Raw genomic sequence first — 13,753 nt, forward strand, 5'->3', positions numbered from 1 at the left:
GGTGGAGTCGTACGATCGCAGCCATGACCGGGCGTGTGACGGGGGCGGCGGCGGCACTCGCCGACGAGCTGCCCTCCTGGGTGACGCTGCTACGCGCACCGAACCCGGGGCCGATGACCCTCGACGGCACCAACACCTGGGTGCTGCGGGCGGCCCCGGGCGAACCGGCCGTGGTGGTCGACCCGGGCCCGGCCGACGAGGAACATCTGGCCGCCGTCGCCGCGCACGGTCCGGTCGGCTTCGTGCTGATCACCCACGGGCACCCGGACCACACCGAGGGCTCGGCCCGCCTGCACGAGCTGCTCGGCGGCGCGCACGTCCTCGCCGCCGACCCGGCGCACACCATCGGTGGCGAGCCGCTGACCGAATCCGGCGAGCGCTTCGGTGGATCCGGCCTGGAGATCCGCCTGCTGGACACCCCCGGGCACACCGCCGACTCGGTCTGCTTCCTGGTCGAGCACGGCGACGAGCGGGTGGTGCTCACCGGCGACACCATCCTGGGCCGCGGCACCACGGTGGTCGCCCACCCGGACGGCCACCTCGGCGATTACCTGACCAGCCTGGAACTGCTCTCGACGTACCGGGGGATTCCGGCGCTGCCCGGCCACGGCCCGGCCCTGGCCGACTGCGGCGCCGCCGCGGACTTCTACCTTGCCCACCGCCGGGCCCGCCTCGACCAGGTCCGGTCGGCGGTCGCCGCCGGCGCCACCACCGCGCCGGAGGTGGTCGAGCGGGTCTATGCGGACGTGGACCGGTCGCTGAAGTGGGCCGCCGAATGGTCGGTCCGGGCCCAGTTGGAGTACCTCGGGGTCGACCCCCGGGAATCCGGCGCCGGGGGTGCGGAGTTGAAGCAGCCGTGACCTGCCCGGTGTGTGGAACCGTCGCCGTGCCCGGCGCCCGGTTCTGCCACAACTGCGGGGCGGCGCTGCCGGCCGCCGCCACGCTGCCCGCCGCCGAGCGGCGGGTGGTCACCGTGCTCTTCGGCGACCTCTCCGACTTCACCTCCTGGTCCGAGGACCTCGACCCGGAACGGGTCGGCGCGGTCACCGACCGGGTGCTCGCCGCGCTCGCCGGCGCGGTGAAGACCTTCGGCGGGCACGTCGACAAGCTCACCGGCGACGGGATCATGGCGGTCTTCGGCGCGCCGGTCGCCCACGAGGACGACGCGGAACGCGCCGTCCGGGCCGCCCTGTCCATGCAGCGGGCGGTCCGCCGGGTGCTCGACGACGAGCGCGGCGGTGGCGCGCCCCTCGGCCTGCGGGTCGGCCTCAACACCGGCGACGTGATCGCCGGCATCCAGGCCGCCATCGAGTACACGGTCATCGGCGACACGGTGAACACCGCCGCCCGGCTCGCCGACGCCGCCGCCGTCGGCGCGGTCTACGCCGGGGCGCGGACCTCCGCCGCCACCCGCCACGTCGCCTCCTGGCGGGCGCTGCGCCCGCTGCGGCTCAAGGGCAAGCGCGAGCCGGTCGAGGCGTTCGAGCTGCTGGGCCTGCTGGACGCCCCGGGCACCCGATCCGGTCTCGGCGACGAGGCGCCCTTCGTGGGCCGGGAGACCGAGATCGGTCGGGTCGCCGGCCGGCTCGCCGAGGTGATCGACCGGGGCGAGCCGAGGGTGCTGCTGATGACCGCCGAGGCGGGCATCGGCAAGTCCCGGTTCGCCGCCGAGGTGGAACGCCTCGCCGCCGGCTACGACGTCGGCGCCGGCCGGTACGCCGCGCACACCGGCGCCCGGGTGCTCTCCGTCCGCTGCGCCGCGTTCGGCGAACGACGCCGGCTCGCCCCGCTGGCCGACCTGGTCCGGGCGGCCGTCGGCCTGCCCAGCGACGCGGCCACCGCGCTCACCCGACCGGCCGTGGAGGAGCGGCTGCGCCGGCTCGGCCAGCGGCTCGGCCGGCTCCCCGGCGACCCGCCCCCGCTCGCCACCGACCAGCTCCTGGCCCTGCTCGGGTACGCCGAGCTGCCCGCCGCCGCCGAGAACGGCGAGTGGAACGCCGCCGCCCCGCCCCCGGACGCCGAGGCGGTGCCGAACGCGGTCGCCGGGCTGCTCAGCGGGCTCGCCGTCGAGGCGCCGCTGGTGATCGTGGTGGACGACCTGCACGACGCCACCGCCGAGACCATCAAGGCGCTCGCGCTGACCCTCAACCGGCTCACCGGCCCGGTGCTGGTGCTGCTGCTGGGCCGCCCCGAGCTGGTGCGTACCGCCGGGGCGCTGACCCGGGTCGCGGACGCCGAGGTGCACGCGCTGCCCGCGCTGCGCGGCGCCGACGCCGCCCGGCTGCTGACCAGCTACCTCAGCGGCGGGAAGCTGCCGCCGGCCGACGCGGACCGGCTGCTCGCCACCGCCCAGGGCAACCCGTTCTACCTGGCCGAGCTGGTCACCCTGCTGCGCGAGCGCGGCGCCCTGACCGCGGGCGCGGGCGCCGGTTGGCGGCTGGTCCCCGGCTCGCTGGGCAGCCGGCTGCTCTCCCGGGACCTGGCCGCCGTGCTCGCGGCCCGCATCGACGCGCTGCCGGTGGACGCCCGCTCGGTGCTGCGGGACGCGGCGGTGGTCGGCGACACCGTGCCGGCCGGCGCCCTGGAGGCGCTCCGCGAGCAGCGCGCCGGGCGGGACGGCCGCCCGGCGGCGGTGGTCGCGGTCGAGCTGGACCGGGCCGTGGAGGAGCTGCTGCAACGCCGCATGCTGCACCGCACCCGCACCGGGTACGCGTTCGCGACGCCGCTGATGCGGGAGGCCGCGTACGCCGGGGTGAGCAAGGCGGAGTTGGCCGAGCGGCACGCCGCGCTGGTCCGCTGGGCCGCCCCCGAGACTTTCGCCGCCGACCCGACCGGCGGCACGCCCGGCGGCTTCACCGGGACCGCCCGCGACGACTTCGTCGCCGAGCACGTCGAGCGGGCCGCCGCGCTCGCCGACGCGGTCAAGCTGCGCCCGGACGCGCCGGCCCGCGCGGTCGTCCCGCTCGGTGTCGCCGCGCTGGGCCGGGCCGCCCGCCGGTCGCTGCGCGCCGGGGAGCCGGCCCTCGCCGTCGAGTACGCCGAGCGCGCCGCCGAGCTGGCCCGCGACGGCGTCCCGCCGGCCGACCGGGTGGTGCACGCCCGGGCGCTGCTCCAGATCGGCCGCCCGACCGACGCGCTCGCCTTCGCCGAGAAGATCGCCGCCAACGCCGGGGACGCGCCGACCCGCGGCAGCGCCCTGCTGCTCGCGGGGCAGGCGCACCAGACTCTCGGCGACCAGGCCCGGGCGGAGTGCAGCTGGCAGGAGGCGTTGCAGGTGGCCACCGCGGGCGAGCTGCCCACGCTGCGCGCCTCGGCGATGCGCCGGCTCGGGATGGCCGACTTCATCGCCGGCCGGCTGGGTCAGGCGAGCAGCCGGCTCGCCGCCTCATACCAGGTCAGCCTCGCCGCGAAGGACCCGCGCGGGCAGGCCTGGTCGCTGCAGAACCTGGCCTGGGTGACCACCACCCGGGGCGACTTCGCCGGCACCGACGCGGTGCTCGGCCGGGCCGCCCGGCTCTTCGCCGAGCTGAAGGACCCGTACGGGCGGGCCTGGCTGCGCGGCACCACCGCGTTCGCCCGGTTGCTCGCCGGCCGGCTGCGGGAGGCCTGCCGGCTGGCGCAGGTCTTCCTCCCGTTCGGGGAGCGGGTCGGCGAGGCGTGGGCGGTCGGCACGCTGCGCGCGGTCGAGGCGTACGCCACCGCCGAGCTGGGTGAGCTTGCCGAGGCGGACCGGGCGGCGCGGCAGGCGTACCGGGAGTTCGCCGAGGTCTCCGACGACTGGGGGCAGGGCTTCGCCCTGGTGGTCCGGGGTGTGGTGGCGCGCGGGTTGGGCGAGTCGGAGCACGCGGCCGACCTGCTCACCGAAGCGCTCGCGTACGCCGACCGGACGTCGCACCCGCTGCTCACCGGGATGGCCGGCACGCTGCGCGGCTTCGTGGCGCTGGACCTGGGCGACTGCGCCACCGCCGAGCGGAGCGCCCGTGCGGTGCTGACCACGGTCGAGCCGCACAACCCGCAGGCCCCCGCGCAGGTGGGGCCGCGGGTGCTGCTCGCGATGGCCCGGCTCGCGGCGGGTGACTCGGCGACCGCGGTGGGGCTGCTCGCCCCGGTCGCCACCGCCGCCGCGAACAGCCCGTCGCTGCTCTTCTCCCGCCGGCAGACGATGGCCCGGTACGCGTCCGCGCTGCTCGCCCACGGCCAGCTGGAGCAGGCGCTGGACTGGGCGCAGCGGGCGGTGGCCGCCCCGGCGGAGGACGTCCGCAGCCAGGTCGTCGCCGCGATGGTGCTGGCCGAGGCGCTGGCCGCCTGCGGTCGCCCGGTCGAGGCGCTGGCCAGCGCCGACGAGGCGGTACGCCTGGCGTACGCCACCGAGCAGCGCAGCGAACGCGCTGCGGCGGACGCCCTCCGCGCCCGCCTCGCCCTGGCCTGACCCGCGCCGGGACCGCCGGAGGTTTGGCGGTTCCGGGGATGTGGGCGTCGGGGGTGACGGCTAGCGTGTGTCTCCGACGGGGCCGTTTCACGGTCCCGCTCGTGGGTGAGGGAGGACAGATGAGGCTGCCGCGCTCCGGCGCCGGCTGGACGATGGCCGTCTTCGGCGTCCTCGCGTTGCTGCTGGGCGCGCTCGGGTTGATCTGGCCGGAGACGCAGCTGCGGCTGCTCGGCTTCGAGGTGCCGGCGACCCGCGCGCCCGGCGACTACACCGGCACGTTCCTCACCGCGTCCTCGATGGCCTCGTTCAACATGGGCGTCTACTACCTGCTCGCCACCGCCACGGAGTGGCGGCCGTTCTACCGCTTCACGGTGGTGTTCCGGCTGGTCACGTTCACCGTCTTCAGCATCGCGGTGCTCTCCGGCATCGCCCCGGGCCGGTTCTTCGGGGTCGCCGCCTGGGAGGGGCTGGGCGCGGTGGCCACCGCGGCCGGCCTCTGGTGGGACGCCCGCCGCGCCGCCCCGGTGGGGGACGGCATCGATCCGGTTGAGCGGGCCGACCCGACCGACGGCGACGCCTCGGCCGGGCCGGTGGCGGCGGACGATGCCGCAGGTAGCGCGCCAGCGGCTGGTCCGGTCCACTGAGCCGACGGTGGAGACAGGTATTTTCGAGCCGTGACCGACACCCCGCCCGGCGCCCGCCGGCTGCCCATCGTGCCCGGTCTGACCGATCTGGAGGTCTTCGCCCGGGGCGGCTACGCCACCGTCTACCGGGCCACCCAGATCTCGGTGGGGCGCGAGGTCGCGGTCAAGGTGGAGAACCGCACCCTGGACAGCGAGCGGGACCAGGCGCGCTTCCTGCGTGAGGCGCGGGCCGCGGGGAAGATGTCGTCGCACCCGCACGTGGTCGACCTCTTCGACGTCGGGGTGACCGTCGACCAGCATCCCTATCTGATCATGGAACTCTGCGACGGGTCGTACGCGGAGCGGATGCGGACCTCGCCGCTGGGCCCGGCAGAGGCCCGCGACCTCGGGGTCAAGCTCGCCGACGCGCTCGCCCACTCGCACGCGGCCGGGGTGCTGCACCGGGACGTCAAGCCCGCCAACATCCTCTTCTCGCACTTCAACCCGGCGGTGCTCGCCGACTTCGGGCTGGCGGTGCTGGCCGAGGTGCGGGACGCCTCAGTCACCCTGGAGGTGCTCACCCCGGCGTACGCGCCGCCGGAGATGTTCAGCCACAGCCCACCCTCACCGGCGGTCGACGTGTACGCGCTCTGCGCGACCCTCTACGCGGTGATGCACGGCCGACCGCCGCGCTGGCAGTCCGAGCGCAACCCGAGCCTGGTCACCGTGCTGGAGATGTTCCACCAGCCGATCCCCGGGCTGTCCGGGGTGCCGGAGGAGCTGGTCGACGTGCTGCGGGCGGGGATGGCCAACGACCCGGGGGAGCGGCCGTCCGCCGTCGAGCTGCGCGGGCTGCTCGCCGCGCTGCCGCTCGACCCGGGCGCCGCGCCGGTCTCCGGTGCGCCGGTCTCCGGCATCCCGGTCAGCGGCGGCGCCTCCGGTCCGTTCACCGTCGGCCGGACGGGGCAGCCGGCCCAGCGCCCGCCGACGGACGACGCGCACCCGACGGTGCCGACGCCGGGGCGGCGGTGGCGGCGGCGGTGGTTCCTCGGTGGCGCCGGGGTCCTCGCGTTGGGCGCCTCCGCCAGCGCCGGCGCGTGGCTCGCCGGGGGCGCGCCGGCCGTTGTGTCGCCGACGCCGGTGGCCACCGGGGTCGGCGTGTCGGGCGTGCTGCCGGGCTGTCAGGTCGGTTCGGCCGGCGTCGCGCTGCCGGCGGGCGCCCGCTGTGCGTCCGAGCTGGAGTGTTTCGGGCCGGTCCGGCTGCGCGGCACGCGGGCCGAGGCGGCCCGGGTCCCCTGCGACGGCCGGCACACCTGGGAGACCTACGCCGAGGGGGACCTGCCGGCCGCGCTGGTCGGGGCGGGGCACGCGGCGATCAGCGCCGACCCCGTCGTCCGCGACGTGTGCAGCGCCCGCACGTTCCGGCTCACCAGCGGCCTCCGCCCTCAGGCCGGGTGGAACCTGGAGGTGCTGCCGCCGGTCGACTCGGGCGGCGATCACACCTACCGCTGTCTGGCCGGGCGCGGCGTGGATGCGCTCGCCGCGCCGACGCTCACCGGTCGTTGAGCCCGTTCACCGTCCGGCTGTCCCGCACCGCGCGCGGGTCCAGCGCCTCCAGCGTGTCCGCGTCCAGTCCCCGGAGGTCGCGCACCGCGCGGGGGTCCAGCGCCTCCAGCGTGTCGGCGTCCACCCCGTAGCCGGCCGGAAGCGGCTGGCCGGACGGCTGCTGGGGGACGGCCGGCGTGGCGGCGGCGCTCTCCCGCGCCGCGGTCACGGCCACGCCCGCCGTCATCGCGAGCAGCACGAGGACCAGCGCCAGCAGCACGGCCAGGATGCCGTCCGGGCGCCAGATCAGCATGGCCACCAGCAGGGCGACCGGGGCCAGCGTCGCGGCGGCGGCACGGAAGCGCGCGTCGGGCTTGGGGAACAACCTCACCCGACAAGCATGGCCCAGGTCACCCGGCTGTCAACCGCAGGACCGGTTCGCCGGGTTGGCGGCGGGCCGTCTGGTCACGCTGCCCGTGGTCGGCGCGCTGACCGTCCGCTGACGGACCTCGGGGTACGGCAGGCGATCGGGCGCCCGCCGTACCCCGGCCCATTCCCGGACGGGCCGCACCGCTTCCACGCGGGCCCTCCTTGCCGGGTACCCGCCCGGACCGGCGAGCAGACCTGAGCCTTCCGGGACACCACGCAGGCACTTCGTCGGGTTAGAGTACGACCGCATCCCGCTCCGGCCGATCCCCTCGGCCGAATGCGATGCGTGTTCTGACGCCGTGATCCGCCATCCGCGACCGGCGGTCGTCGACTTCCCGACCAAGGAGATTCGCGACCTATCATGTCAAGAAAATTGATTTCTGTACTGATTTCTGCCGGGCTGGCTCTCGGCGCGGCGATCGGCACGGCACAACCGGTGAATGCGGCCGGCTCCACTCCCGACGGTGGTGGACGGGCGAACGCCGGAGTCAAGCCGGGCCTGCGCACGAGCTCGCTGTCGGCGAGCGCCACCACCCCGGCCGGCTACACGATCCAAGGCATCGACGTCTCGAGCCACGACCACAACCTCGGCCCGATCGACTGGCCGGCCGTGGCGGCCAACGGGTACAAGTTCACGTACATCAAGGCGACCGAGGGGCGGACCTACCTCAACCCCTACTTCGCCGAGGATTACCGTGCGGCCAAGGCGGCCGGGCTGCTCGTCGGTGCATACCACTTCGCGCGCCCGGACAGCCGCGACCCGATCACCGAGGCGAATTTCTTCATCGACAACGCGCAGTTCACCAAGGACAGCCAGACGCTCGTACCCATGGTGGACATCGAGTGGCCGTACTGGAGTGGCGCACCCACCTGCTACGGGCTTACCACGACCGAGTTCTCCAACTGGATCCGGGCCTTCAGCGACCAGGTCAAGACACGCATCGGTCGGGTGCCGATGATCTACACCAACACCAACTTCTGGAACCCGTGCACCGGCAACGACGCGTCCTTCGGCGATCACCCGCTGGACATCGCCGGCTACACGGCCACCCGCCCGCCGTTGCCGGCCGGCTGGACGAAGGAGACCATCTGGCAGTACGCAGCCGGTGACCCCAGCCAGCCCGCGAACTACAGCCAGAACGTGTTCAACGGCGACTACGCGGCCCTCACCCGACTCACCGGCGCTCCGGCGGCCGCGGCGCCGGTCGCGTTCCGCGCCCGAGCCAACAGCCGCTATGTCGTGGCCGAGAGCGCCGGAGCCAAGCCGCTGATCGCCAACCGGACCGCGATCGGGCTGTGGGAGCAGTTCGACATGATCGATGCGGGCGGCGGTTTCGTCGCTCTCCGCTCGCGCGCCAACGGTAAGTACGTGGTGGCGGAGAGCGGGGGCGCCTTGCCACTGATCGCCAACCGGACGGCGATCGGCTCGTGGGAGAAGTTCACGGTCATCAACAACTCGGACGGCACCATCAGCCTCCGGGCCAACGCCAACGGCAGGTACGTGGTGGCGGAGAGCGCGGGGGCCAAGCCGCTGATCGCCAACCGGACGGCGATCGGCCCGTGGGAGAAGTTCGACAAACTCTCCACCTCGTGAGCAGCGAAAGCGGCCGTGACATGATCCTGTCCCTCGGGCAGGGCCGGGTGCTGTCCTACCAGATTCGGCGCCTGCAGGACCTCACCCGCCGCCGCTGACGGAACCCAGACGAGATCTTGGAAGGAAACGGCCCTTCCGGGGGCCGTTTCCTTCCAAGATCTTCAGACAAACGCAGTCAGTACGACTTCTCCTGGCCGAGCACGTGTTGGGCGACGAAGTTGAGGATCATCTCCCGGCTGACCGGTGCGATCCGGCCGGCGCGGACCGCGCCGAGCAGCGTGGCGACGCCGTACTCGGTGGTCATGCCGGCCCCGCCGAGCGCCTGCACCGCGGTGTCCACGGCCAGCGCGGCGGCCTCGCCGGCGGCGTACTTGGCCATGTTGCCGGAGATGCCGGCCTCCAGGTCGCGGCCGGCGTCGTAGAGGGTGGCCGCCTTGTGGATCATCAGGCGGGCCAGCTCCACCTGCACCGCGGCGTGCGCCAGCGGGTGCGCCACCCCCTGGTGCGAGCCGATGCTCCGGCCGCCCCAGACCTTCCGGGTGGCGGTGTACTCGCTGGCCCGATCGATGGCGTACCGGCCGGTGCCGGCACCCATCGCGGCGACGGTGATCCGCTCCGGGTTGAGCCCGGAGAAGAGGGCCGGCAAACCGGCGTCCAGCGACTCGCCGACCAGCGCGTCGGCGGGCAGCCGCACGTCGTCCAGGTAGAGCAGGAACTGGTTCTCCGGCGACAGGATCTCCATGTCCAGCTTGGACCGGGTGAGCCCCGGCGCGTCGGTCGGCACGATGAACAGGGCGGGCTTGAGCTTGCCGGTGGACGCGTCCCCGGTCCGCGCGACGACGAGCACGTACTGCGCCTCGTCGACGCCGGAGATGTAGCACTTGCGGCCGGACAGCAGCCAGTCGTCGCCGTCGCGGCGGGCCACCGTGCCGAGCCGGTGGAAGTTCGAGCCGGCCTCCGGCTCGGTGATCGCGAAGACGATCTTCTGGGAGCCGTCGGCCAGCCCGGGCAGGTGGCGTTTGCGCTGCTCGTCGGTGCCGTGCCGGGCGATCACGGTGGCGGCGATCGCGGGGGAGACCACCAGCAGCAGCAGCGGGCAGCCCGCCGCGGCCAGCTCCTCGCAGACGATGGCCAGCTCGGTGATGCCGCCGCCCCCGCCGCCGTGCTCGGTGGGGATGTTGACGCCGAGGTAGCCGAGCCGGCCCGCCTCGTGCCACAGCTCGCTGGTGTGCTCGCCGGCCTTCGCCTTCTCGACGAAGTAGCCGTGGCCGTACCGGCGGCCCAGCGCCCGGACGGCGTCGCGGAGCTGGTCCTGCTCAGGGGTGAGGTCGAAGTTCATCGCGGGTCCTCCTCGGAGTTGACCACGGCCAGCACGGCGCCCGTGTCGACCTGGCCGCCGGCAGGGACCGGCAGCTCGGCGACCACACCGTCGGCCGGGGCGAGCACGGGGTGTTCGAGCTTCATCGCCTCCAGGGTCAGCAGCAGCTCACCGGCGGCGACCCGCTGCCCGACCTCGACGTGCACCCGGGTCACCGCGCCGGGCAGCGGCGCGAGCAGCGACCCGGCGGCCACCTCCGCGGTGGGCAGCGGGAAGCGGGGCAGCTCGGCGAGGCTCGCCGCCCCGTCCGGGCCGTCCACGAAGACCTCCGACCCCACCCGGTGTACGCGGAACACCCGCCGCACGTCGTCCACGTCCAGCACGACCCGGCCCTGGGTGACCGTCACCAGCTTCACAGTCGACGGCTCTCCGGCGGCCGGTCCGTCGGCCGCCTCGCCGCTCCCGGCCGTTGTACCGCAGGCGGCGAGCGGTGGGACGCTGGACCACTCCGCCAACCCGCCGGTCCGGTCCAGCCGGTAGCGGACCTCGATCTCGCCGTCCGGCCCGACGTAGCGGGTGACCTGGGGGAACGCCGGCACGTTCCGCCATCCGGACGGAAGTCCGGCCAGCACCGTCGCCGCCGCCCGACGGGCCGCCGCCGAGGCGAGCGCGGCGGCCAGTGCCGCCAGGGGCAGCTGGTCGGCGGGGAGCAGCGGGGCGAAGACCTCGTCGTGCCGGTCCAGGAAGCCGGTGTCGATCTCGGCCGCGCCGAAGTCGCGGCTGCGCAGCACCCGGACCAGCAGGTCCCGGTTGGTGGCGACGCCGTGCAGCTCGGCCCGGGCCAGCGCGCCCGCGAGGGCCCGCACCGCCTCGGCCCGGGTCGGCGCCCAGGCGACCAACTTGGCCAGCATCGAGTCGTAGTGCACGCCCACCGCCGAGCCGTCCACCACGCCGGAGTCCAGCCGCAGCCCCTTCGTCGGGACGAACCCGCCGGCCACCCCGGGGACCGCGAAGCGGTGCAGAGTGCCGGTGGCCGGCCGGAAACCCTGGCCCGGATCCTCCGCGCAGAGGCGTACCTCGATCGCGTGCCCGTCGGCCGGCGGGGTCGCCGCGACGGGCAGCGGCTCGCCCTCGGCGACCAGCAGTTGCAGCCGGACCAGGTCCAGCCCGGTGACCGCCTCGGTGACCGGGTGCTCCACCTGGAGCCGGGTGTTCATCTCCAGGAAGAAGAAGTCCCCGGTGGGGGCGAGCAGGAACTCCACCGTGCCGGCGCCCACGTAGTCGACGGCCCGGCCGGCGGCCACCGCCGCCGCGTGCAGCCGCTGCCGCACGTCCGCCGGGAGGACCGCCGGGGCCTCCTCGACGATCTTCTGGTGCCGGCGCTGGATCGAGCAGTCCCGCTCGCCGAGCGCGACCACCGCGCCGTGGCTGTCGCCGAAGATCTGCACCTCGACGTGCCGGCCGCGCTCGACGTACCGCTCGATGAAGACCGTGCCGTCGCCGAACGCGGCGGCCGCCTCGCGGCGGGCGGAGGCCACGGCCTCGGCCAACCCGGCGGCGTCGCGGATTACCCGCATCCCGCGCCCGCCGCCCCCGGCGGACGCCTTGACCAGCACCGGGAAGTCGGTGATCTCGTCCGCGTCGGTCCAGGTCGGCAGCATCGGCACGCCCGCGTCGGCGAGCAGCGCCTTCGCCGCCATCTTGTCGCCCATCGCGGCGATCGCCTTGGCCGGCGGTCCCACCCAGGTCAGGCCCGCGTCGGTCACCGCCGCGGCGAACTCGGCGTTCTCGGCGAGGAAGCCGTAGCCCGGGTGGACGGCGTCCGCGCCGGCCTTGCGGGCCGCGTCCAGGATCAGCTCGATCCGCAGGTACGTCTCGGCCGGCGTGTTCCCCGGCAGGCGGACAGCCTGGTCGGCCTCGGCGACGAAGGGCGCGTCGGCGTCGGCGTCGGCGTGCACGGCGACGGTCTGCACGCCGAGCGTCCGGCAGGTCGCGAAGACCCGGCGGGCGATCTCCCCCCGGTTGGCCACGAGAAGCTTTCGAATCATGACCGAGCCTGCCTTTCGTTCGCGACTGCGGGACTCCGCTTCGCTGCGTTCCTCGCGCTCACGGGTGCCTGCCTTTCGTTCGCGACTGCGGGACTCCGCTTCGCTGCGTTCCTCGCGCTCACCGGCCCTCACATTCGGAAGACGCCGAAGCCGTCGGCGCCCTTCACCGGTCCGTTGTGGATCGCCGACAGGCAGAGCCCGAGGGCGGTACGGGTGTCCCGGGGGTCGATGACCCCGTCGTCGTAGAGCCGGCCGGAGAGGAAGAGCGCCCCGGACTGGGACTCGATCTGCTGCTCGACCATCATCCGCATCGCGGTGTCGGAGTCCTCGTCGTACTCGCGGCCCCGGGCCGCGGCGGCCTGTCGGGCGACGATCGACAGCACCCCGGCCAGCTGCGCCGGTCCCATCACCGCCGACTTGGCGTTCGGCCAGGTGAACAGGAACCTCGGCTCGTACGCCCGGCCGCACATGCCGTAGTTGCCGGCGCCGTACGACGCGCCCAGGTTGACCGTCAGGTGCGGCACGGTCGAGTTCGACACCGCGTTGATCATCAGGGCGCCGTGCTTGATGATGCCGCGCTGCTCGTACTCGGTGCCGACCATGTAGCCGGTGGTGTTCTGCAGGAAGATCAGCGGGGTGTCGGCGGCGTTGGCGAGCTGGATGAACTGGGTCGCCTTCTGCGCCTCCTCGCTGAACAGCACGCCCCGGGCGTTGGCCAGCACCCCGACCGGGTACCCGTGCAACTCCCCCCAGCCGGTGACCAGCGCGGTGCCGTAGCCCGGCTTGAACTCGTCGAACTCGCTGTCGTCCAGCACCCGGGCCAGCACCTCGCGGGGATCGAACGGCACCTTGAGGTCGGCGCTGGCGATGCCGAGCAGCTCCTCCGGGTCGTACCGGGGCGGCTGGGGGACCGGGTTGCGCGGCGGCGGGCCCTGCTTGCGCCAGTTGAGCCTGCGTACGCACTGCCGGGCCAGCCGGATGCCGTCCCGCTCGTCCTCGGCGAGGAAGTCGGCCAGGCCGGACGTGCTGGCGTGCATCGCCGCACCACCGAGCGACTCGTCGTCGGTGACCTCGCCGGTGGCCATCTTCACCAGTGGCGGCCCGGCCAGGTACACCTGCGACCGCTCGCGGATCATGATGGTGAAGTCGGACATCCCCGGGACGTACGCGCCGCCGGCGGTGGCGTTGCCGAAGACCACGCTGACCGTGGGGATCTTCGCCGCGGAGAGCCGGGTCAGGTCGCGGAACACCCGCCCGCCCGGGATGAAGATCTCCGCCTGGGTGGGCAGGTCCGCCCCGGCCGACTCGACCAGGTTGACCATCGGCAGCCGGTTGGCCAGGGCGATCTCGCCGGCCCGCCGGGTCTTCGCCAGGGACCAGGGGTTCACCGCGCCGCCGCGTACCGTCGGGTCGTTGGCGACGACCAGGCACTCCACGCCCTCGACCACCCCGATGCCGGTGACCACGCTGGCCCCGACCGGGAAGTCGGTGCCGTACCCGGCCACCGGGGACAGCTCCAGGAACGGGCTGTCCGGGTCGAGCAGCAGCTCGATCCGCTCCCGGGGGAGCAGCTTGCCGCGCTTGTGGTGCCGGGCCACGTATTTCTCGCCGCCACCGGCGCGGGCCTGGTCGAGCGCGGCGTCCAGCTCGGCGAGGCGTTCCCGCAGCGCCTCGCGGTTGGCCCCGAAGCCCGGCGAGGACGGGTCGATCGCGCTGTCCAGTGTGGTCACAGGGCCCCTTTCCGTTCGTGACTGCGGGGCTCGCAGA

At 74.5% G+C, this 13,753-nt stretch carries 9 protein-coding genes; 5 read left to right on the forward strand and 4 right to left on the reverse strand.

Annotated elements, in window-relative coordinates:
• Nucleotides 1-23: 23 nt before the first annotated feature.
• The 4 genes from OG799_RS30305 (at nt 24) to OG799_RS30320 (ending at nt 6,618) form a co-directional block, all read left to right on the forward strand.
• Nucleotides 24-860, forward strand: coding sequence for an MBL fold metallo-hydrolase (locus OG799_RS30305; RefSeq protein WP_406039936.1), 837 nt, complete (start codon nt 24-26; stop codon nt 858-860).
• Nucleotides 857-4,429, forward strand: a complete 3,573-nt coding sequence (locus OG799_RS30310) for an adenylate/guanylate cyclase domain-containing protein (protein ID WP_406039938.1) — start codon at nt 857-859, stop codon at nt 4,427-4,429. Before OG799_RS30305 ends, OG799_RS30310 begins: the two co-directional genes overlap by 4 nt.
• A gap of 119 nt (nt 4,430-4,548) precedes the next feature.
• A complete protein-coding gene (locus tag OG799_RS30315; protein ID WP_406039940.1) occupies nt 4,549-5,073 on the forward strand; it encodes a hypothetical protein in 525 nt (174 codons plus the stop codon).
• A gap of 30 nt (nt 5,074-5,103) precedes the next feature.
• A complete protein-coding gene (locus tag OG799_RS30320; RefSeq protein WP_406039942.1) occupies nt 5,104-6,618 on the forward strand; it encodes a protein kinase domain-containing protein in 1,515 nt (504 codons plus the stop codon).
• On the opposite strand, the gene OG799_RS30325 is transcribed toward OG799_RS30320, so the two are convergent.
• Nucleotides 6,605-6,988, reverse strand: coding sequence for a hypothetical protein (locus OG799_RS30325; RefSeq protein ID WP_406039944.1), 384 nt, complete (start codon nt 6,986-6,988; stop codon nt 6,605-6,607). The genes OG799_RS30320 and OG799_RS30325 overlap by 14 nt on opposite strands.
• Before the next feature lie 399 nt (nt 6,989-7,387).
• On the opposite strand from OG799_RS30325, the gene OG799_RS30330 reads away from it, so the two are divergent.
• Complete coding sequence (locus OG799_RS30330; protein WP_406039946.1) at nt 7,388-8,620, forward strand: GH25 family lysozyme; 1,233 nt, start codon at nt 7,388-7,390, stop codon at nt 8,618-8,620.
• A gap of 175 nt (nt 8,621-8,795) precedes the next feature.
• Here OG799_RS30330 and OG799_RS30335 read toward each other — a convergent pair whose 3' ends face one another.
• The 3 genes from OG799_RS30335 to OG799_RS30345 form a co-directional block, all read right to left on the reverse strand.
• On the reverse strand, nt 8,796-9,959 hold the full coding sequence (locus OG799_RS30335) for an acyl-CoA dehydrogenase family protein (protein ID WP_406039948.1): 1,164 nt from the start codon (nt 9,957-9,959) through the stop codon (nt 8,796-8,798).
• A complete protein-coding gene (locus OG799_RS30340; protein ID WP_406039950.1) occupies nt 9,956-11,986 on the reverse strand; it encodes a biotin carboxylase N-terminal domain-containing protein in 2,031 nt (676 codons plus the stop codon). The genes OG799_RS30335 and OG799_RS30340 overlap by 4 nt, the downstream gene beginning before the upstream one ends.
• A 128-nt stretch (nt 11,987-12,114) precedes the next feature.
• Nucleotides 12,115-13,716 carry an acyl-CoA carboxylase subunit beta gene (locus OG799_RS30345; protein ID WP_406039952.1) on the reverse strand — a complete coding sequence of 534 codons (1,602 nt, stop codon included), beginning with the start codon at nt 13,714-13,716 and terminating at the stop codon, nt 12,115-12,117.
• Nucleotides 13,717-13,753 lie beyond the last annotated feature (37 nt).

The organism is Micromonospora sp. NBC_00898, from assembly GCF_045207895.1.
Taxonomy (GTDB): Bacteria; Actinomycetota; Actinomycetes; order Mycobacteriales; family Micromonosporaceae; genus Micromonospora.